Raw genomic sequence first — 21,944 nt, forward strand, 5'->3', positions numbered from 1 at the left:
TGTACCTCTTTTCCTTATTTTCACGTAAAATGAATATGATAGACTTTTTATAAATCTATATATATTGTTGGTAAAAAAGGAGACGTTTATGGGAATAATTGGGATTGATTTAGGTACTTCAAATAGTTTAGTTTCTTATTGGGATGGCCAGGCTGTCCAACTGATCAAGAATCATTTTGGCGAGGTGTTAACTCCTTCTGTGGTCGGTATTGACGATAATGGAGAAATTTTGATCGGTGCGATTGCCAAAGAACGTATGATCAGCCACCCTCAGTTTACGGCAGCAACATTTAAACGCTTTATGGGAACCGACAAGTGCTATGACTTAGGACAACACTCGTTTACTCCCGTGGAATTATCCTCATTGATTTTGCGCAGTTTGAAAGAAGATGCGGAAGCTTTTTTAAAGCAGTCCTGTGACGAAGTTGTAATCAGTGTACCTGCTTATTTTAATAGTATTCAAAGAGAAGCAACAGTTGAAGCTGCTAAACTCGCAGGTCTGTCTGTGCAAAATCTTATTAGTGAGCCTACTGCCGCTGCAATAGCCTATGGTTTCCACAAGGAAATCGATCAATCTATTTTAGTGGTCGACCTTGGTGGAGGAACGTTTGATGTTTCTTTATTAGAGATGTTTGAAGGTGTGATGCAAGTCGAGGCAATCGCGGGTGATAATCACTTAGGCGGTGAGGATTTTACCCAAGTAATCGTCAGAGACTACCTACAAAAAAATAAATTGACCGGCATCGTGTTATCCGCATCTGCACAATCAGTTTTGTATCAAAAAGCAGAACAATTGAAACATGCGCTAACAACACAAGAAACGGCTTCTTTTGAGCTTCTTTGGGAGGAACAAACCTATACCTATCATTTATCACAAGAAGGCTATAAAGAGCTCTGTGAGCCGCTCTTGGCTAAAATGCGCCAACCAATCAGTCGTGTTTTAAATGATGGAAGAATCAGCATTCAAGAGATTGATCAAGTAATCTTGATTGGCGGCGCCACAAAAAATCCAATTGTCCGAAATTATTTTGCCCGCTTATTAAAAACAATTCCTTATACACAAATCAATCCAGATGAAGCGGTTGGACGAGGAGCCGGCATTCAAGGTGCGCTGAAACAAGACCGCTCTATGGTCAGTGAAATGATCTTAACGGATGTCTGCGGTCACACATTAGGCGTCGAATCCGTTAATCAGACTCGTGACGCTTATATCGAAGGTGTGTTTTCTCCGATCATCGAGAGAAATACAACGATCCCTGTTAGTAAAGTCAAGACTTTTTATACATTAAGAGACAATCAGAACTGTGTTCAGTTTCCAATTTATCAAGGAGAAAATCCTATGGTCAAAGATAATTTAAAAATCGGCGAGCTGGAAATCAACATTCCGCCAGCTCCTGAAAATACTCCGATCGACTGTCGATTTACGTATGATTCTAATGGTCTTTTAGAAGTATTAGTTACAGATCAAAACGGCCGCTCAGAACAATTGATCATTGAAAGCTCTCCTGGAAAACTGACAAAGCAGCAAATGCAGGACAGTCTAAAAAAGCTTAATGCTTTAAAGATCCATCCAAAAGATCGCGCTGAAAATCGTTTATTACTGGCACGACTAGAGCGCCTTTACGCAGAAACGATCGGCGTCCAACGAGAACAAATCCAAGCTCTATTGTTCCATTTTAGAAATGTACTAGAAAAACAAGATGAAATTCTAACAAAGAGAGTCGCTTCTGACGTCACACAGCAGCTGGATGAACTAGAAAAAGGACGTTGGTTATGAGTTTCTGGACCATTCTTGGCCTCACTCAAACAACAGATATTCGTGCGATTAAACGGGCCTATGCTGCAAAATTAAGAGCAATCCAGCCAGATGAACAGCCGGAAGAATTCCAGCGTCTTAAAGCAGCCTTTGACTCTGCATTGTTCTTTGCAAAAAACCACTCGTCAGCTGACACAACTACGATGGTTTCAACTAATTTTGGTATTGAAGAGCATTCACCACACCAGCAAGCATTTGAGATTCCAGCAATGGTTTCTTTTAGAGAACAGTTACAGCAAGTAGTAGATGATGACAGACATTTTTACGACCTTTCTGTTTGGCAGAAATTAACCGAAACAGCTACAGACTGGTCAATCGATGAATATATGGACAATAGCTATACGATCCAATTATTTTTAGTGGAGCGTTATCCTTGTTTATCTAAGGAAATCATTCGTTTTCTCTTTAAAGCGTTTGACTTGATCCAGCTGAAAGATCACATTGCTACTCGTTTTATCTCAGCAGATTTTATCGCTTTAAAAAGAGAAATTTTTCATGTACCACCATTTTCTTTTCGGATAGCCAAAGGCATACCAAAAGAACGTCGCAAAGAATATTTTTATTTGCGCTATGAAATTTACCAAATGATTGCAAAAAAGCAGAACCACGGTATGAGTGTAGAGGCAAGAATCAATGATTGTGCAGATATTTTTGCTGAAGATAGTGAACTTTGGACTTTACAGCTGATTGATTTACTTGATAAATCCGATAGTTTTTTAGATACTGAAATAGATAGAGAAACCTTTCAGACATTGCTTGAACAAATCAAAGAGCTGGATCAAAATCCAACCTCACTTTTTTTAACTAATTATTTTAACTTGCTCACTAAAAGCACTGATTCAGAAACGATTTTTGACTGGCATAAGGAACAATTAATTATCCCGGAAGAGTTATTTTTACTAATGTTAGGCACTATCTTTTTTCAAACACAGCAATATGTTCCAGCTTTCAATCTTTGGAAACAGTTAGATCTTTCCAGAAAAATTGCCTTAAAAAAACATTTTAAAGTAATTTCCCCATATTTAATGAAGCAGGAAAAAAAAGAATGTCGCAAATTGTTAAAAGAAATTCGAAAAGTTGCAGCAACACCGGCTGAAGTGACCGCCACTCGAATTAAACATGTAGCCATTTATATTCTTGCTCTGGCAACAATATTTTGGTTCTTAGCCTATGCGGCAGAACACCCTCAAACTCCTTATAAATTTCGTCAGTCACCAGCTGCCATGAAAGTTGCTGACACGAAAGAATCCTTGCCGATATCCTCCACTGTTGAAGAAGAAACAGATGCAACCGAGGAAGAACGCATAAACTTGTTTGGGGAGACAATCGAAGAACGTTTTGTGCACTACTTTTATGCCTCGAATGATCCTGAAGGGAAACAGCATTTCATTGACACTCACGTGATTGATGAAGCTTTGAAAAAACGTTTAGGTGATTATGTTAACCAAGATACCTTTATCTACAAGGAGGCTTCCGCGTTCCATTACAAAACAAGTAAAGTTGGGTATCCTGAAAAGCAAATGACTGCTGTTTATTTTGATAATGAGTTACTATGTATTTTAGAATCTAGTATCGGGCCGTATACTCTTTATGATGCCTATGGTGCACAATGGCATCAGCTTTCAGATGAGGACTACCAGCACATGCTCAAAACGATAGTGGTAACTCCTGAACGTTCTACTACCATTTTTCTAAAAAAATTTTTATTTTCGAACAACAAGGAACAAAATCTGTTAGAATACACTGACTACCTTTCTGAAAACATACAATCCGTTATTAAAATTAACTTGAATGAGCCAATTTCCGAAAATTTGAAAGCAGGTTACCTTTATCAGATCGAACAGCCGGAAATCAAATTTATCGTGTCAGATCAGAATCAGGAAAATGAAGAAAAATTGATTCTTACCTTTGACGATCAAGGGAGAGTTGCTCACGTTTTCGGTCCTAATTGGGAGGAAGTCAATGAAGAAATGATTCATTACCCAAATAGAATAGCATTTAAAAATATCCGGAACCTTCTAGAAGAACCGGATGAATAACAAAGGATGTTTATATTTATCATGAAGAAAAGAACGTTTTTATTAAAATTTAGTGCCCTACTCTTAGTTTTAAGTTATTTTTCTGGTATTTTTACTGCGTCAAGTGTTTACGCAGAAGAAGATATTCTAACAATCACTCAAAATGCCGGCTATCAAACTAGTGACTTTTACAAACCGAAAGCTTCGATCGTCATTGAAGCGCAGACTGGTCAAGTATTATGGGCAGATAATCCGGATTTAAACTGGAACCCTGCCAGCATCGCTAAACTGATGTCTGCCTATCTTGTTTTTGAAGCTATAGCACAAGGGAAATTCACTTTAGAGACCACTGTCAAAGCAACAGATAGTGATCAAGCCATTTCTCAAATTTATGAATTGAGCAATAATACAATTGTTTCTGGCGTTGACTATCCTGTACGTGACTTGCTGTATGCAACACTTGTTCAATCATCAAATGTTGCTACTGTTATGCTGGCAAATTTAGTCACTGCAAATGACGAAGCAAAATTTATCCACTTAATGAATGACAAAGCAAAAGAATTAGGCATGACCAAGACGACCTTTTATAATTGTAGCGGGGCTGATACGGCTTCCTTCAACGGCTATTACAATCCAGTCGGGATCGATCAAAATGCTGATAATGTTTCTACAGCCCGTGATTTGGCGATTCTAAGCTATCATTTATTGAAAGAATATCCTGATACAGTAACTTATACGAGTCCAACTCAAATCACGATCATGGAAAACACGCCTTATGCCGAAGTTTTAGAAAATCACAACTATTCTCTACCTGGCCTTGCTTATGGTTATGAAGGAGCAGATGGGTTAAAAACTGGTTCTAGCCCAACAGGCGGATTCAATTATGCAGCTACTGCCGTCCGTGGCGAAACACGTCTGATCGAAGTAATTCTTGGTGTCGGAGATTGGGAAGATCAAAATGGTGAGTTACAACGCCATGCCTTCGGAAATGCGATTTTCGACCGTGCTTTTTCAACATATGAATACAAGCAGCTACTAACAAAGGGCAAGCAAACCATCAACGGAGAAGAACTGAATGTGTCTCAAGATCTTTATGGAGTGATCCAAAAAGGAACCGAGCCGACTTTCACGTTGTCTGCTAATCAGATAACTTTTGATAACGGTCTTAGCGAGGTTTCCCCTACAATCACAGCTCCTAGCGCTGAGTTCCAATATGCTAAAAAATTAAAAGCACTACAAAATTCTGCTTTGTTAAAAAATGCAAACCAAAAAAATGGCTTATCCACATTCTTTGTAAACGGCTTATTGATTGTCTTAGGCTTGTTGCTTATGGCCTTAGCAAAACTATTTAAAAAAGAGCCGCCAGCCGGTAGTCCGAAAAAAATCAATCCTTTGGTGATTTTCGGTGTGCTTCTTGCTCTTGTTGGAGTGGGTTTAAGTATTTATACTCTTGTTGTAGGACCTTGGCTTTGATCGTAATTAAAAAATACAGCTGCCAATTACGGCAGCTGTATTTTTATTAGCTTAAGCTAATGATTGATTCTATTTATTGTATTCACACAAATTGGGGTAAGGAAAGTGAAAATTTATAGATTAGTTATAGAGAATTATTTATTTTTCTTTAATTGTTTGATTTCTTTCTCGATTGCATCGATTTGTTTACCCAAAGCTTTTTGTTCGTTTTTATCGCGAGAAACTTTTTTCTTGTTGATCAATTCTTGTTTTTCTTGAATCAATGCTGCGATTTTTGCTGCATTATCTTGAGCTGGTGTAGATGGTGCTGTTGTGCTTCCAGTTGATTCACCTGTTGAGCTGCCATTTTTCAATGCTTGGATCTCACGCTCGATTTCGCCAATACGGATACCCAAAGCTTGTTGCTCTTGCCAGTTTGTGCTTACTTTTTTCTTGTTGATTAATTCTTGTTTTTCTTGGATTAATGCGTTGATTTTTGCTGCTGTATCGTTAGCTGGTGTAGATGGTGTTGTCGCGCTTCCAGTTGATCCACCTGTTGAGCTACCATTTTTCAATGCTTGGATTTCACGTTCGATTTCACCAAGACGGATTCCTAAAGCTTTTTGTTCTAAACCATTTTTACTTACTTTTTTCTTATTGATTACTTCTTGTTTTTCTTGAATCAATGCGTTGATTTTTGCAGTTGTGTCTGCTGATTGTACAGAAGCTGCCTGTACTTGAGCTGTTGTAGAAACAAGACCTGCACCTCCGATTGATAAAGCAACCCCAGCAACTAGTAAACCTTTTACAAATTTGTTCATTATTAATTCCTCCAATTTATTTTTTGTTCGAATACTACTGTTCATAAAATAATAGTTCCGATACACAGATTATAACCACTAATTTCATAAAAGTAAACTATTATTTTATAAACAATAGTGATTTTTTCACCAAAACTCTTATAAACCTTGATTTAACAGCAATTCCATCGACTATATATTTTTTGTAAAAAAAGAAAAACCAGTGTTTTTTACTCAAAAAGAGCAAAAAATACTGGTTTTTCATTCTGATTATTTATTACATAGAGCCTTTAAAAACTTCTGCATTTTTTACAAAATAATCAACACCTGAATAAATCGTAAATAGTAAACAGATGTACAGCATAATCAAATCAACAGGTATGCCGATCGCAGTAAATGGAATATTATTGATCAATAATAAAATGATCGCAACCATTTGTGTTGCTGTTTTGATTTTTCCTGGCCAAGCTGCTGCCATCACTTCGCCGCCTTCAACTAACAGTAAACGTAATCCTGTCACCGCTAATTCTCTACAGACAATGATTGCAACAACCCAAGCTGGAGCTTTCTGTTGTGCAACTAAAACAATAAATGCGGTCATCACTAACATTTTATCCGCTAAAGGATCCGCAAATTTACCGAAGTTCGTCACCAAGCCACGGGAGCGGGCAATTTTGCCATCCAGCCAATCGGTAATACTGGCAACTGCAAAAATCACAGCACCGACTAGTTGTGTGATCGCCAATGAAGCTCCTCCAAATGTAATACTGCCCCAATCCAATGGAACACTAACTACAATAATAAAAAGCGGAATCATAAAAATTCTAATAACTGTTAGTTTGTTTGGTAAATTCAATGCTTGTTACCCCTCTCTTTTCCTACTCATTTTACGTTATCTTTTAGAGCCTGTCACGAAAAAAGTCGTTTCACTCTTCTCTCTGTTGTCTACTCAGCTGTTACTCACAATAAATGAGCAAGAAAACACCTATAATGATTTCTTGCTCATCATAAATTTTTTCCGCTCATCTATATTGAAATGACCTATTTTTATTGTACTGTTTGTGTTTGTTGAGGCTGCTCTGAAGACGCCTGTGTTTGTGCGTATTCAAGAGTCATATTGATATTTCTGGGACCGATTCCTGTATTGTTAGGATTAAACACAGCTGCCTGTCCATCCACTTTAAATTCCATATACTCAGAGGCACCTAAACTAATCGTAAGCTGTGTTGTTCCTTCTGGAATATCGACAGACTGAGCTTGTCCTGGCTGAACAGTTTCTTGGAAAAAGTAGCCATTATCATTATTTTCAGCTGTCGGGATGAATACCCCTACCCAGCAAGGACCTGTAACTGCTGAAAATTCAAGTTTAGCTGGTGTCGCTACATTGGTTGCTCCCATGTTCACTGTCACACCAGATTCGCTGATAAAGTTCACCGCTGTAGGCTCTTTTGGTTCAGACGAACTTGAAGTAGTCGAAGACTCTGTACTACTTGAAACAGACGTTTGACTTGATTCGACACTCGATTCAGACGAAGATTCTCTGATAATTTTGGAATCTGGTGTCTGAATGATCGGATTGGCTTGACGATCTTGCCAAGTAATATAAAAAACTACGACTGCTATCGCTAAACCGATCAAAGAAAAAATAATTGCAGGTAAGCTGCGTGTAAAACGTTTAAATGAACTGTTTTCATCGTACATTTGGGTACGCGACTCATCCAGAGTTTCATAATGAACCGCTGGATCCATTTCCTCTTCTTCAACTTTTCCATCATAAATCTCAACTAACTCGTTACCGTCCAAGCCAACTGCACTTGCATATTGACGAATAAACGCACGTACGTAAAACGTACCCGGCATTGAATCAAAGTCGTTTTCTTCAATCGCTATCAAATAGCGTTTTTGTGTTTTTGTAATTTGCTGCAGTTCATCTAAAGACATATTACGCTGCAGTCGTGCATCTCTCAATTTTTTTCCTATATTTACGCTGGCCACTCGTCCATCTTCTCCAGTCTCTTTAGTTTATCGGTATTTTTTATTAGTAAATAAAAGATCTAGGGAAATCCTCACCCTGTCTTTGTTCGTTTGTTTTATATAAGCAACAATCGTTCTTAGATCGTTCTCTGTAAATCACTCAATGAAATAGCTACATTTTTTGATTATCCAACTCTTTAAGAATACCACAAAAAAATACTGATGAGGATAACATTTTTGAAAGTTTTTAACGAAATATTGGACTTTTTTAATTTAATTAAATATATTTCGAGTCATACTTTTTTAGCGTTAGGAAAATGTTCTTTATACTTCAGTCACTATTTTTTGGGGCGCATATAAAAGCGGCTCAAACCGGCTTGAGTGATAAACTCTTCAGCTAGCTTTTTCACATCAGATAGTTGAATACTTTCAATAACTTCTGGTGTGTCAAATAAGGTAGTTTCTCCATACAGTGATTGTGAAAACTGATTTGCAATATATTCAAGTGAATTTAATGATTGAAAATACTTCCCGATCATTTTTTTCTTTAATAATGACAGATTTTCTTCCGTCAATTCTGAACTTTTATCAACAGTTAAAAGGATTTCTTCAATTCTTTCTGCCAGCTGTTCAGGATAATCGCTATCTCCACCAAAATCTGCAAAGTGGAAGCTTCGATCCAAACTAAATTCATATCCAAAGCTGTCATCCAGCAAGCCTTCATTATACAACGTCAAATAATTTTGTGAAGTATTGCCAAATAATAATTGAAACAGAAGGTTGGCTGTTAATTTATATTTAAGCAATGCCTTGCCGTCCGTTGGTACTTCGTCCAGCCCTTTTAAGCCTACAATTACTTTTGAACGGCTGATCGGCATCTCGAGCGAACTTTCTTTCACGATATCTGTAGCTGTCTCTTGGGGAAAATGGCGTTTGACAGGAACCGCTTTGGCAAATTTTTTCGCTGCTTGATTTTCTCGAATAAAGGACATCATTTCTTCTGAATCCATTTTTCCAACCACAAATAAGGTCATATTACTTGGGTGATAAAATGTGTTATAACACGTATATAAATCCTCTGCCGTAATTTCATCAATACTTTCAACGGTTCCGGCAATATCAATATGCAGCGGATGTTTTGGATATAGATTGCCCAGTATCCCAAAAAACAAGCGCCAGTTTGAATCATCTAAATACATTTGGATTTCTTGTCCGATAATGCCTTTTTCTTTTTCCACCGTTTCTTTCGTAAAATAAGGTGCTTGAACAAAATCCAGCAAGGTTTCTAAATTAAGCCTTACTTGATCCGTTGTTGAGAACAAATAACTGGTTTTAGTAAAGCTAGTAAACGCATTCGCAGAAGCTCCTTGACGACCAAACTGCTGAAACACATCGCCATCTTCTTTTTCAAACATTTTATGCTCTAGAAAATGGGCAATACCGTCTGGCACTTTGACAAAGTCTTCTTGTCCGATTGGCACAAATTCATTATCGATCGAGCCGTAATTTGTTGTAAACAAGCCGTAGGTTTTATTATAATCTTTCTTCGGCAATAGATAGACAGTCAACCCATTTTCTAAAACTTCTGTATAGAGAACTTCGTTGATTTGAGGGTACTCTTTTTTAATCATCAATTTTTTCTCCTTCCAAAAAGAAAATAGCTTGCAGTTGGATTCGTTTAGCTACTCGTTGTACATCTGCTAAAGTGACTGCCTCCATCCGGCGAAGCCATTCCTCATCTTTCAATCGGAGGTGAGGAATCAAGTCGTTTAAGTATTCCGTTTCCAGCACCGCTCCTGCATTGTCTAACGAGAGTAGATACTGATTTTTCAACATTGCTTTTGTTTGCTCAATCTCCAAATCAGTGACCTTTCCTTGACGAATATTTTCTAATTCTGCAGCGATTAAATGTAGCACTTGGTTACGATTTTTTCCATCGATCCCTGTCTGAACACTCAAAAAACCACGGAAGGTATCAATGCTGCTTGAAGCATAATAAGCTAAATTTTCTTTTTCACGAACGTTCATGAATAACTTCGAATGAGGGAAGCCACCAAAAACACCATTGAAAATTTGCAAAGCAAAGTAGTTCTCATCTCCATAATAAATATCCGTATGGTAACCTAAATTCAATTTAGACTGTGCTACCTTTTCTTGTTCTGAGCGTTCTTCGATCACATTTCTAGAAGGTTGGTCGTAAAAAATATCCGCTTTCCCCTCACTACGATCTTCAAATGGTAATGCTTTGACCAATGAAGTAACCCGTGCTTCATCAACATCTCCCAATACGAAAATGTCTACTTGATCTTCTTGAAGCATTTTTTGGTGATACGCTGCAATGCTTTCCGCTGTTTCCGCTTCAAGGTCTGAACTATTGCCAAAACTTGGGATTCTTTGATCAGCTGATGGACTGAAATAAAGGTTTTGTAAAGCTAAAGAAGAATACACTTGTTTATCTTCTGAAACACTTTCATAGTAAGCAGCTAAATTTTCTTTCTCACGCTGGAACGTTTCCGTCTCAAATTTTCCATCAATAATATTTGGATAAAATAAAATTTCTTTGATAAAGTCAATAGCATCTTCCAAAACATGGCTATCTTCTAAATAGCGGTCATTTACAAAATTCATAGAAACGTTCAACCAATGCAAGTTCCCTTTTTTATTAACATTGATCCCAAAGCTTGCGCCATACAGCTCTGCCAGCTTTTCACTTAATTTCACTTGATCTGGATAATTCAGACTGTTCGTCTCTAATAAACTAGATAACAACGTGCGTTTTGTGATCGTTTCTTTATTTAAGCGCGTGTTGAAACGTACTAAAATCCGTACGGTTTTATATTTTTCTGTTGGAACAACATGTAAGTTGACTCCTTGTGCTAATGCAATCGGCATCTTGTCAGCTCCTCTTTGTTTTTTCATCATAATAAAGCTCAGCATGAAATACAATCATCTGGCTGTTTTTAAATCTTTTTTTAAGATTTTCCGCATCTAGTTAATTATAGCACAGCCAAGCAGTCTTTCCTTGATGTAAGAGTTTTTCATTTCAAAATTTTTCTATTTTTCTGTATACTAAATTTGAGAAAGGGAGGATAAACTTATGATCAAAGAATTTAAAGAATTTATTATGCGAGGCAGTGTCCTTGATTTAGCCGTCGGTGTTGTGATTGGTTCTGCGTTTACAGCCATCGTCACAAAAGTCGTTGAAGGGCTGATTACACCTTTAGTTAGTCTGGTTTTTGTTCTGACGACTGGAAAACAAAGTGCAGATGATGCATTAGGAGCTTTAGTTTTTTCAGTAAAAGGGGTTCCTTTTAAAATCGGTGATGTCATTAGTGCCATTATTACTTTTTTAATTACTGCATTCGTATTGTTCCTAATTGTTAAAGCTGCGAACAAAATGAAGAAAACACCAGCTGCCGAAGAGAATAAAGAGGAAGAAATTCTTCTTACTAGTGAAGACTATCTAGAACAAATACGGGATTTACTTGCTGCACAAAATGCTGAAAAAGCAGCTAGCACAGCAAAAGATACTCAACCAATTACTAAAGAATAACCAACGATAAAAAAGCTACCGCCCTTAACTCCGATAAAAGAAGTTAAGGGCGGTAGTCTTATCACATTATTTGACTTTTAAATAGAGACTGGTTAAACGCGTTTATTCGGTCTTTTATTTTTTCATTTGTACATGTGGAATACCATCTTCTAAATATACATCTGAAACTTCTTCAAAACTAAAAGCACCGTAAAAATCGCTCAGATGTGCTTGAGCCCCGATAATAATTGGTTTGTTTGGGAATTTTTCTTCGATCACTCGCAGTGTTTCCTCTAACAATTTATTTCCCAATCCTTGTTTCCGATAAGCTGGATTGATCAACACTCTACCAAATGAGACAGTCTCTCCCCTATCCATAATCCGAGTATAGCCAACAATATCTGCCTCTTCTTGCAGCCAAGTGTGTATTGCACACTCATCAACATCGTCGACTTCTTGATAAGGACAATGCTGCTCAACAACAAATACAGCTATTCGAAGTTTGACAATGTCAAAAAACTCTTTTGTGGTTAATTCAGAAAACTTCTTTACATGATAGTCCATCCCCTAGTTCCTTTCATTCATTATTCATTTTCAATGAGCCTGGTCCAGAGCGATACATGACCTTAACACTTTCACTTGACATTGTCGGGTATAAAAAGTCGACCAAAACAATATTTCCTTTCGTTTTAGAGGCTTTACCTAATTGAATCAACGTACCTTCCTCTGATTCTTTAGAATCTAAAGTAAAAACATAGTCTTCTTTTTCTCTTAAATAATCAATATATGTTTGTAATTCCTTTTCACTAATACTGCCAGCTTTGTAGGTCAAGGTTGTCATCCGAACTTTATTTTTCACTTCACTGTTTGTTCCCACAATTTTTTTCTCTCCGAGTACAGAATAAACTGAAGGAACCTTATCATCATTTACTTCAATTTCTTTAGCTGTGCTGGAAGCGCACCCTACAAGCAAAAATACCAAAACTAAAAACATACTAGCTTTAACCACTTTTTTCATTTAAACACTCCTTTTTCAAATTATACTGGTATTATAACATAGCAAAAAAACACCTAAAACCTGTAACACTTCGGTTTCAAATGTTTTTATTCATTAAACAAATAATCGAATGCCATTCCACAAATTCAGCAGCAATACAATCAAAATAACAATTTGATAAATTTGCGTCACTCTTGCAGAAGACACCTTGCCACTAATCAACGCTCCAAGAAAACCACCAACAATTGCAGCGGGAATCACATAAAACAACATCGTCAAATCAAAACGACCAAAACCGGTTCCCTGAGCGATCGTCACTAATTTTGCTGCTTGTGAGAAAAAAATCGTAATGATTGAATACACCGTTGCCTCTTTGATGGGTGTACCAAAGCATAACATCAATAACGCCACATTGATTGGTCCTCCACCAATCCCTAGCAAGGTAGAAATAAAGCCTAAAAATAAACCCACGAGCACATACCAAAGCGGATGCGATAAACGAAATGTTCGCTCTTCACCGATTTTTGTATAGAAAAAAGCAAATAACAAGGTTACGATCGTTAGAACAATTTGGATCAGTTGGACATATTTCTCATCCGAAAATAATTGCAGTAACGCTTCAAATACTGTATTTCCAGTAATGCCACCGATTACTGAACCCAAAGAGACAAACAGCGCAATTTGAATTTTTAATTTCAACCCATTCTTCATTTGTCTCAACGTAGACACGATTGACATGGTAAACACAGCAACGCTAGAATAAAAAGAGATTGCCGCTAATGGATGAAAATGCAATGCATCCAAAACCGGTTTGATGATTACACCGCCGCCCATTCCTGAAATAGCACCAACCGTATTCGCTAAAATAATCACAATAAAATAAATTATCCCTATATACAAACACCCTCAACTCCTAAAAGTGATTCATCATTTTTATGCTTTCCTTCGTCTGGCAAAATCAACAAACTTAAATTTATCCAGTCTATGTCTAGACTCTGTGTACTCAAAACAACGAGTATCTTCTAGGCTCACGACACTGCGAACAACAACGATAAATGTATCGCCGTCAAGATCCATCAATCGTTGATCATCTTCCGTCACAGCTTCAACCGTAATTTCTTTTTGAGCGTAGCTGATCGCTAACCCTAGATCATTTTCAAAATAGTCATAAATTGAATCTGCTGCTCGTTCTTCTGGAAGCTCCTCAATGATTTCTTTTAACAGATAATCAATATCAACAATCACGACTTCTCCGTCAATCTCTCTTTGACGTACCAAACGCCAAACTAAAGCATCTTTTTTCCAACCAGTTAAGCGTGCTAAAGAATCACTGACCTTTTCTTCTTTCAACTCAACAACTTTAGTTACACTATGTATTTGTTGTGCGTTTTGCAACTCTTTATAACTAATCACGCCTGAAATCGGAAAATCAAACTTCCTAACATTCAATACAATAGAGCCTTTGCCTTGTTTTTTTTGTATATATCCAGCATTGATCAATAAGTTCAATGCTTTACGAATCGTCTCTCTTGAAACTGAATAATGCTCCACTAGCTGATTCTCACTTGGCAGTAATGTTCCCGGCGGATATTCACCCTCCAAGATGCCCTTTTCCAGTTCTAAAAATATATCATGAAATTTATTCATGTTTAGCCCTCCAAACTAGGATACTCAATGAAAATGATAGCATATTCTTCCTTAAAAAAATAGCATACGCCACAAGTATCCCTTCAAAGTCGAATAATTCTTTTCCACGATCCCACTTGTATTTACAAGCATTCCATACTATAATGAACCTAACGCAAACATGTCTATACAAGTTTGAAAAACCGTTTAAGGAGCGACAATCATGAATATCTTATTCTTAAGCTTTACAAAAAACAGCTTAACTGTTCAGGAAAAAAAAGCAGATCAGTTTCTTTCTGAACATAACTTTCCACTTTCAAATGTAGCATTCCCAGGAACATTCGATGCTCTAGCTACGCAGCTCAAAGAAAAGTATCCACATACGACTGGTGCTGTTTTACAGACAAGCTCCTCAGATTTTTATACTCTCTATCCACAATTAGACCCTTTAAATGCAAGTTGTCAAGCAATCATCAAGGTGTTATCCGAAGCATTGAATATTCCTATACTAACTTTTGAAGAAGCAGACTCAGCGGATAACTTAGCAGAAGCTTTTAAAGAGAAAGTCGAGCAATTAACTTGGACTCTGGATTATTTTGGCTACACACCTGGAAAAGAAGAATATTCGGTTGAATCCTTACTAACAGTTGGTAACGGTTTTATGGGATTACGTGGTACGATACCTGAAATGAGGCTTTCAAAAGAGCATTATCCTGCAACTTATCTTGCGGGTCTTTATAACGAAGAAAAATCAGAAGTAGCCGGACAAATCGTTGAAAATGAAGATTTCGTCAATACTCCCGATAATCAATTTATCAGTGTTCAAGTGGAAGGAACAAATGAGTGGCTGACGTTGGAAAAAGCCGATTTGACCTTGCTGCATAGAAATTTAGATCTTAAAAACGGGTTATTCACTTCACGATTGATCATCGCAGACTCTTATCAACACCAAGTAGAAATCACAGCTTTAAAAATCGTCAATATGGCTAAAATGAATAATTACAGCATCAAATACATGATCAAACCCATGAACTTTTCTAAAAATATAACCGTCAAAACAATGACCGATGGTTCTGTCTATAACTTTAACGTAGAACGCTACCGCAACCTAACAGCAAAACATTTTCATATCACGAAACTAGAAGCTGAGAAAAATAAAACAATGATCCGTGTTCAAACCAATCAATCTAAAATCGATGTGCAACAAAGTTCGCAGATTTCTGGTGATTTCTTCACTTCAAACGATGTCAAAAATTCAGTTAATGAAGAAACGGTTGAACAAACGGTAACTTTTTACGCTGAGAAAAATAACACTTATACACTTGAAAAGCATGTTCAAGTAATGACGTCGATCGCTGAAAAAAATTGGAAAACTCCCGTTGCTTTTCCGGTATCCTTCGACACTGAATTGACCGAAAGTGCTGCAGCTTGGAAAACGTTATGGGAAAAATCTGATATTCAAGTCTCTGGTGATTTGATGTCTCAAAAATTATTACGTATCCACACGTATCATCTACTTGTATCAGCTTCTCCTTTTAGTAATAATGAGCTAGATGTCTCTGTGACCGCACGCGGACTTCACGGTGAAGCTTATCGTGGTCATATTTTTTGGGATGAAATTTTCATCTTGCCATTTTACATCCTTCATTTTCCAGAAACGGCGAAACAATTATTGATGTATCGCTATAACCGCCTAGGAAAAGCCAAAGAAAATGCTGTCGAAAGCAACTACGAAGGAGCCATGTTCCCATGGCAATCTGGGCTTGACGGCAGTGAAGACACACAAAAGCTTCATTTGAATCCGTTAAATGGCGAATGGGGTGAAGACCATAGTGTATTACAGCGCCATGTGTCGTTAGCAATCGCTTATAATATCTGGATGTATTGGAACAATACTGGTGACGATCGTTTTATTAAAGAATATGGGGCTGAAATGCTCTTAGAAATTGCAAATTTCTGGCGCAGCGCAGCCACATTTGATGAAAAAACCGATCGTTACTTCATCGACAAAGTGATGGGACCCGATGAGTTTCACGAAGCCTATCCCGATAGTACTGAAAGTGGGCTTAAAAATAATGCTTATACGAATTTGATGGTTGTATGGTTATTCGAAGAGCTTGAAACGATCCTCTCATTATTAAATACGCAAGAAACAGCAGAATTATTTACTAAAACAGGAATCACACAAGAAAATCTGGAAGAAATGAACACTATTCGCAAACGTTTGACGATCGAAACGAATGAAGATGGCATCATCGCGCAATATGAAGGCTATTTTGATTTAAAAGAAATCGACTGGGAACAAGCGAAAGCAACCTATGGCAATATTTACCGTATGGATCGTATTTTAAAAGCAGAAGGACAATCGCCGGATGATTACAAAGTTTCGAAACAAGCCGACACCTTAATGCTTTTCTATAATCTAAACAAAGACAAAATCGATGAAATCTTAGCGGAACTAGGTTACGAATTACCGTCAGATTATTTAGAGAAAAATCTTTTGTATTATCTAAATAGAACCTCTCATGGCTCTACGCTTTCTCGAATCGTCCATGCACAACTTGCAGAAGAAGTTGCTTTTCACGATCTTTCTTGGACCCTTTATCAAGAAGCTCTATATTCAGACTACCAAGATATTCAAGGCGGAACCACAGCTGAAGGAATTCACACTGGCGTAATGGCAGCAACTATTTATGTGACTTTGACTACTTATGCTGGCATCGATATAAAAAAAGAAAAGCTTTCAATCAAGCCAAATCTGCCTGACCATTGGACAGACATGTCCTTTAATCTCTCTCAAAAAGGGATTTCCTATCAGCTGACTATCAGCAAAACAGCTGTTCAAGTTTTGGCGAACAAAGACACGACTATTATTGTCAATAATCAGCCGTACCACTTAAATACGCAAGAACAACAAACGATCAACTACTAAATAGTTAGAATGGAGAACACTCATGAAAAAAGGATTTGTATTTGATTTAGACGGCGTGATTACCGATACTGCCAAATTTCATTATATCGCCTGGAAAAATTTAGCTAAACATCTTGGCATCACGATCGATGAAGTATTCAATGAATCATTAAAAGGCATTAGCCGTATGGACTCTTTAGACAAGATCCTTGCACACGGACATAAAGAGAATGAATATACATTGGCTGAAAAAGAAGCATTGGCAAAAAATAAAAACGATGATTATGTAAAATTATTAGCAGATCTTTCTGCTGACGATCTATTACCAGGAGTTCGTGATTTCTTAGTTGATGCCAAAGCTCACAACATTCCTTGTGCGATTGCTTCAGCTTCAAAAAACGCTCCGATGATTTTAGAAAAACTAGGGGTTCTGGATTACTTTGGACATATCGTTGATCCAGAGACCTTAATGAAAGGCAAACCCGATCCAGAGATCTTTGTGAAGGCCGCCCAAAGTATTGGTGTTGCGCCCAAAGATGCTATTGGTTTTGAAGATGCGCAAGCTGGGATTGAAGGGATCAAAGCAGCTGGGATGTATGCTGTAGGGATTTCTACAACAGAAAAATTAACTGGTGCCGATCTGCAAGTCACTTCAATGACTGAATTGTCTGTTGAACAACTGATTTCCATTTAAACCAATCTAAAGAGGAGTCTACCTAACCACACAGGTACGCTTCTCTTTTTTATTCAACCGATTAAATAAAAAGTAATTCTTAAGATTCTTCAAAAAATTTCAATTATATTTCAAAAACAAGTCTTTCGTGTTACGATAATGTTACAAAAATGGAATCGGGGTTAATAAAATGAAAAGAAAGCTGTTTAGCGAATTATCGCCACTAACTTATCAAATCTCTATCAAAAAAAACATTCTACAACGAAAGCTGATTGATTTCATTCAAGCAGAGCCGCTTGCCCAAACAAAACAAGAAACGCTTTTGCCTGTATCCGTTTACAAGCACACCTCGCTAATACGAAGAAAATTAGGGAACACAGACCTCACACTTCAGGAAAATAAAGCAGCGAATCTTCGGATTGCTGCCCCCAAAGTATCTACGATTTTGATTAAGCCGAACGAAACGTTTTCATTTTGGTATTTAGTGGGAAAGTGTTCTGTGAGCGCAGGATATAAAGATGGCGTAACTATTTTCAATGATTCCGTAAGACCAGGTCTTGGGGGCGGGCTTTGTCAATTTACAAATTTGATTCATTGGATCGTTCTTCACTCCCCATTAGAGATCACAGAACATCATCATCATGACGGCTTAGATCTATTTCCAGATTATGGTCGTAAAATTCCGTTTGGTACGGGGACCTCCATTGTTTATAATTATCTAGATTATCGTTTTAAAAATAATACACCAAACACCTATCAGCTACTTATTTCTGTCAGTGAAACCCACCTTAACGGGGAGCTTCGTTCGGACAAAGAACAAGCCTATAGCTATCATATTTCTGCGGAAAATGAGTATTTTTCAAGAGAAAATGGCGAAGTTTACCGTAATGGACAAATTTTCAGAAAATGTATCGATAAACGAACAGGAAATCTTTTAGAAAAGAAATTGATCAAGGAAAATCATGCCCGTGTATTGTATGATACAACCCATTTGGACATTCAAGAAAATCTTTAACTAAACAGCAAGATCCTTAACATTAGAGCTTTATTAACAAAAAGTGATCCATAAGCAGCAATTTAGGCATTCACCCTATTTGCTGTTTATGGATCACTTTTTTATGATAATCGATCATATATAAAATGGGTTGACTATAAACATAGATATAATCATACTGTTGCTTTTTTCTTTTGCGGTAAATATGCTTGGCTAACTGCTCAATGCTTTGCTCATCATTGCCAAACACGAAAATAAATAGATTATTTTCGGCATACACCGTATAATTGCCACTTTGAAGCTTCTTCACTTTATTGTCATAGGCTTCGATCAAGTTAAATAAAGAATGCCAATTCGCAATAGATATCCCAACTTTTTTCTTTGTCCCATCCGGTAGTGGAAGTGCTACGCGGAGAATACCGGCTCCATATTTTGTCTTGATCGTTTCTAGAATTTGCCTGTCATCATGCACACTGATAGTATCGATCCCTAACACTTTCAACACGCTCTCTTTCAATGATTGCGTAACTTCTACACCGATATTTCGTATAGGATTTTGAATGTCAGGTTTGTCTAAAAGCTGAGCTTCGTGGTATTTTTCAGGATCAACCTTTTGAAGAATGTCCAACGCTTTCCGTTCATCTGGGCGCTCCATTGGTTCCATAGACTCACTCCTTATGTTGACGTGTTATAACTACGATATACTATGCGAAAAAATAAAGCAACTTATGAAAAATCAGCCCCATACTGTCATTACAGCTTTTCTTATTTCCATTCTAAAAAAGAGAGGGCCTAATCAGCTCTCTCACTTTATTTTATTAAACTGTTTCAGTTTTTCTGTAAAACCCTACTGCCGCAAGTAATACTACTATAAATCCAGCAAGCAAAACACCGTTACTATTTGTTTCATTGGTTGCAGGCAACTGTTTTCCTACAGGTTTGGCAGTCCCTCCAGAAACAGTTGATCCTGTGGTATTGTCAGTAATCGTTACCTTGAGTACTTGCGCATTATCCTGCGTATAAAACTCATAGCCTGGATATTTTTCAGAAAGAAGCTTCATTGTTTCATCTGACCAAGTATACGTATAGGTAAATTCGGTTGTTCCTGCTTTTAAGGCTTTCCAATTTCCATTTGCATCGATTTCAATAATCGACGGATCTTTAACAGTGAAAGCAAAGGCCCCTTTAGAACCTTCTATTCCTTCGATGGGTTTGACATTCAGTTGTCCTGTATCTCCAACTTTTCCCTCAACAGAAGTAGCATCGATCACTGGAGTAATATTTAATGAGCCCACTGGTGTTACTTCTACTTTGATTAATGTAGCAATAGACATGGAAGTAAGCGTACTACCAGGATTTTTATCTTGAATTTCCTTATATGACTTTGTAGTCTAAAACAAATTCTGTCTTACCAGCTTTTAAAGCTGTCCATTTCCCATCAGCGTCTACGGAAAGAACATCCTTTGCTTGTCCACTTGAAATATGCGCTGTAAATATACCTTTCAGATCACTTACACCACCCATTGGTTTAACTGTAAATTGCCCAGTTTCTCCAATTTTAGCTTTAATCTCCTTTAGATTATATTCAGGAGTGATATCTACAAATTTTTCGTCTGCTTGAGTAACTTCAACTGGAATTTCTTGCGCAATCGATTTTTGATTTAATTGAGTATCAGGAAATTTCTTCTGAATCTTGGCTAATGATTCCTCTGACCATTCAAAATCAAGCACAGCAGTTGTTGTTCCAGCTTTTAATCCTTGCCAGGTTCCTTGCTTGTCTACAGTAAGAATACTGGTGTCGGCGACTGTTACCTTAAATGTTCCCTTGAGGTCCTTAAGTCCTTCTAATGGCTCTACCTCAATCAATCCTTTTCCACCAACCGTTGTTTTGATTTTTTCAAGTTTAAATGTTGGTGTAATATCTAGTTCTTTGGCTGTCTCTTTTGTTTTAGCGTTACTTTCGGAACTTACTGTCTCCAGTGTTTCCATAGTTGCTTTGGTTTCTTCAGCAAAGGAAACGTGAGCTGCCAATCCGAGTACTGAACAAACTAAAAGACCCATCAACAAATACTTTTTACTTTTCATACCTATTCCTCCTTTAGATTCCATTAGTGAACCCATTTTAATGGTATCAAACTTCTAGCATTTAGACAATCCTTTATCAGCTTGTTCGATAAATGAATTCCTTCCTTACAAAATAAAACAAGTTGTCATTTGGCACAGATATTGTCTATACTATGGGTAATTTAAAAATAATGATGACTACGGTAGGAGGACATTATGAAAATCAGTCAAGGTGATGTATTCAGAAGAAGAGAACAATTGATCGAACGTCTGCACCAAAAAGAGCATCTAACAGTCAGTGAGCTTGCCGACTATTTCAATGTATCTGCTGTGACAATCAGACGAGATCTGCTCTTTTTAGAAAAGAAAAAAATGATTGAACGTTTTTATGGCGGAGTAAAATTAGTTTCTAGTCAACAAGTAAAGCGTACAGAAAAAGCAGAAAAAAGTAGTTTTCCTGTTGCGGCTTTTATTGAAAAGCTCTCACCTTTTTTAGAGAATCGACTACAGCTTTTTGTGGGCGCTGGCGTTTTTTCAACAGAGATTATTCATGCACTCTCGGTCTTTGATGTTACTATTTTAACCAATGATGCAGCTGCTCTTTCCATCGATCATCCTAAACAGAAAGCCCTGATATCAGTCAGTGGCGGTGAATTAGAAAAAAATACACAGGCGCTGGTAGGTGATTTTGCCACACATTCATTCAACAAAGTCGAGGCAGATCTTTGCATCATTGAAGCAGCTGGTTTTAATACACATGAAGTTACAACCAAAACATTAAATGAATCCTTCGTCTATCGTACGATGATCCAACATACAAAGGGTCCCAAAATCGTTTATACACCAGCTAGCAACTTAGAAACTGTCAGTTCTTTTATGATCGATCGTACTTTTTTATTTGATATTTTGTATACAGATGCTTCGATTCCAGCCTCTCTTCTATCGAACTACCAGAGTCAATCGATCACCGTAGACGTACTAAATGAATAAAAAAGGTATACTAAAAAAGGCCAGATAGAAACAGTAGCGTTTATTCGGAGTTAGAACTCCAGACAAAACAGATTTTTAGCTTCCTACCCTTTTGAAC

At 37.3% G+C, this 21,944-nt stretch carries 20 protein-coding genes; 8 read left to right on the forward strand and 12 right to left on the reverse strand.

The window, feature by feature from the left end:
• Positions 1-88: 88 nt before the first annotated feature.
• The 3 genes from BCR25_RS08080 to BCR25_RS08090 are packed head-to-tail and all read left to right on the forward strand — an operon-like array spanning position 89 to position 5,307.
• Complete coding sequence (locus tag BCR25_RS08080) at positions 89-1,777, forward strand: molecular chaperone HscC (RefSeq protein ID WP_069663110.1); 1,689 nt, start codon at positions 89-91, stop codon at positions 1,775-1,777.
• Positions 1,774-3,855 (forward strand): hypothetical protein, encoded by a 2,082-nt coding sequence (locus BCR25_RS08085; RefSeq protein WP_069663111.1) that lies wholly within the window; start codon positions 1,774-1,776, stop codon positions 3,853-3,855. Before BCR25_RS08080 ends, BCR25_RS08085 begins: the two co-directional genes overlap by 4 nt.
• Positions 3,856-3,876: 21 nt before the next feature.
• Entirely contained in the window at positions 3,877-5,307 is a 1,431-nt protein-coding gene (locus BCR25_RS08090; RefSeq protein ID WP_069663112.1) for a DUF1958 domain-containing protein, read from the forward strand.
• Between the two features lie 134 nt (positions 5,308-5,441).
• On the opposite strand, the gene BCR25_RS08095 is transcribed toward BCR25_RS08090, so the two are convergent.
• The 5 genes from BCR25_RS08095 to yfmF form a co-directional block, all read right to left on the reverse strand.
• Positions 5,442-6,107, reverse strand: a complete 666-nt coding sequence (locus BCR25_RS08095) for a hypothetical protein (RefSeq protein WP_069663113.1) — start codon at positions 6,105-6,107, stop codon at positions 5,442-5,444.
• A gap of 256 nt (positions 6,108-6,363) precedes the next feature.
• Positions 6,364-6,942, reverse strand: a complete 579-nt coding sequence (gene pgsA, locus BCR25_RS08100) for a CDP-diacylglycerol--glycerol-3-phosphate 3-phosphatidyltransferase (RefSeq protein WP_069663114.1) — start codon at positions 6,940-6,942, stop codon at positions 6,364-6,366.
• Positions 6,943-7,133: 191 nt separating this feature from the next.
• On the reverse strand, positions 7,134-8,081 hold the full coding sequence (locus BCR25_RS08105; protein ID WP_069663115.1) for a helix-turn-helix domain-containing protein: 948 nt from the start codon (positions 8,079-8,081) through the stop codon (positions 7,134-7,136).
• A 317-nt stretch (positions 8,082-8,398) separates the two neighbouring features.
• On the reverse strand, positions 8,399-9,691 hold the full coding sequence (yfmH, locus tag BCR25_RS08110) for an EF-P 5-aminopentanol modification-associated protein YfmH (RefSeq protein WP_069663116.1): 1,293 nt from the start codon (positions 9,689-9,691) through the stop codon (positions 8,399-8,401).
• The gene (gene yfmF / locus BCR25_RS08115) at positions 9,684-10,952 is read right to left on the reverse strand and encodes an EF-P 5-aminopentanol modification-associated protein YfmF (protein ID WP_069663117.1); all 1,269 of its coding nucleotides are present in this window, start codon (positions 10,950-10,952) and stop codon (positions 9,684-9,686) included. The genes yfmH and yfmF overlap by 8 nt, the downstream gene beginning before the upstream one ends.
• A gap of 205 nt (positions 10,953-11,157) precedes the next feature.
• Here yfmF and mscL point away from each other — a divergent pair, with 205 nt between their 5' ends.
• Positions 11,158-11,613, forward strand: coding sequence for a large conductance mechanosensitive channel protein MscL (gene mscL, locus BCR25_RS08120; RefSeq protein ID WP_069663118.1), 456 nt, complete (start codon positions 11,158-11,160; stop codon positions 11,611-11,613).
• A gap of 114 nt (positions 11,614-11,727) precedes the next feature.
• Here mscL and BCR25_RS08125 read toward each other — a convergent pair whose 3' ends face one another.
• From BCR25_RS08125 to treR, 4 genes are all read right to left on the reverse strand, one after another.
• Positions 11,728-12,156: a GNAT family N-acetyltransferase gene (locus BCR25_RS08125; protein WP_069663119.1), complete on the reverse strand. Its 429-nt coding sequence runs from the start codon at positions 12,154-12,156 to the stop codon at positions 11,728-11,730.
• 13 nt (positions 12,157-12,169) lie between these two features.
• Positions 12,170-12,610, reverse strand: a complete 441-nt coding sequence (locus tag BCR25_RS08130; RefSeq protein WP_069663120.1) for a putative periplasmic lipoprotein — start codon at positions 12,608-12,610, stop codon at positions 12,170-12,172.
• A gap of 93 nt (positions 12,611-12,703) precedes the next feature.
• Positions 12,704-13,489 (reverse strand): sulfite exporter TauE/SafE family protein, encoded by a 786-nt coding sequence (locus BCR25_RS08135; protein WP_069663121.1) that lies wholly within the window; start codon positions 13,487-13,489, stop codon positions 12,704-12,706.
• A 33-nt stretch (positions 13,490-13,522) separates the two neighbouring features.
• Positions 13,523-14,236 carry a trehalose operon repressor gene (gene treR / locus BCR25_RS08140; protein WP_069663122.1) on the reverse strand — a complete coding sequence of 238 codons (714 nt, stop codon included), beginning with the start codon at positions 14,234-14,236 and terminating at the stop codon, positions 13,523-13,525.
• 202 nt (positions 14,237-14,438) lie between these two features.
• Between treR and BCR25_RS08145 the strand changes: the two genes are divergently transcribed.
• The 3 genes from BCR25_RS08145 (at position 14,439) to BCR25_RS08155 (ending at position 18,814) form a co-directional block, all read left to right on the forward strand.
• Positions 14,439-17,147 (forward strand): glycoside hydrolase family 65 protein, encoded by a 2,709-nt coding sequence (locus BCR25_RS08145; RefSeq protein WP_069663123.1) that lies wholly within the window; start codon positions 14,439-14,441, stop codon positions 17,145-17,147.
• Between the two features lie 22 nt (positions 17,148-17,169).
• Positions 17,170-17,820 carry a beta-phosphoglucomutase gene (pgmB, locus tag BCR25_RS08150; RefSeq protein ID WP_069663124.1) on the forward strand — a complete coding sequence of 217 codons (651 nt, stop codon included), beginning with the start codon at positions 17,170-17,172 and terminating at the stop codon, positions 17,818-17,820.
• Positions 17,821-17,989: 169 nt separating this feature from the next.
• Positions 17,990-18,814 (forward strand): VanW family protein, encoded by an 825-nt coding sequence (locus BCR25_RS08155; protein WP_069663125.1) that lies wholly within the window; start codon positions 17,990-17,992, stop codon positions 18,812-18,814.
• 70 nt (positions 18,815-18,884) lie between these two features.
• Here BCR25_RS08155 and BCR25_RS08160 read toward each other — a convergent pair whose 3' ends face one another.
• From BCR25_RS08160 to BCR25_RS20675, 3 genes are all read right to left on the reverse strand, one after another.
• Complete coding sequence (locus BCR25_RS08160) at positions 18,885-19,457, reverse strand: hypothetical protein (protein WP_069663126.1); 573 nt, start codon at positions 19,455-19,457, stop codon at positions 18,885-18,887.
• Between the two features lie 154 nt (positions 19,458-19,611).
• The gene (locus tag BCR25_RS20670) at positions 19,612-20,127 is read right to left on the reverse strand and encodes an LPXTG cell wall anchor domain-containing protein (RefSeq protein WP_069663127.1); all 516 of its coding nucleotides are present in this window, start codon (positions 20,125-20,127) and stop codon (positions 19,612-19,614) included.
• Between the two features lie 40 nt (positions 20,128-20,167).
• On the reverse strand, positions 20,168-20,878 hold the full coding sequence (locus BCR25_RS20675; RefSeq protein WP_069663128.1) for a hypothetical protein: 711 nt from the start codon (positions 20,876-20,878) through the stop codon (positions 20,168-20,170).
• 195 nt (positions 20,879-21,073) lie between these two features.
• Between BCR25_RS20675 and BCR25_RS08175 the strand changes: the two genes are divergently transcribed.
• Positions 21,074-21,847: a DeoR/GlpR family DNA-binding transcription regulator gene (locus tag BCR25_RS08175; RefSeq protein ID WP_069663129.1), complete on the forward strand. Its 774-nt coding sequence runs from the start codon at positions 21,074-21,076 to the stop codon at positions 21,845-21,847.
• Positions 21,848-21,944 lie beyond the last annotated feature (97 nt).

The sequence above is a fragment of the Enterococcus termitis genome, from assembly GCF_001730305.1.
Lineage (GTDB): Bacteria > Bacillota > Bacilli > Lactobacillales > Enterococcaceae > Enterococcus_L > Enterococcus_L termitis.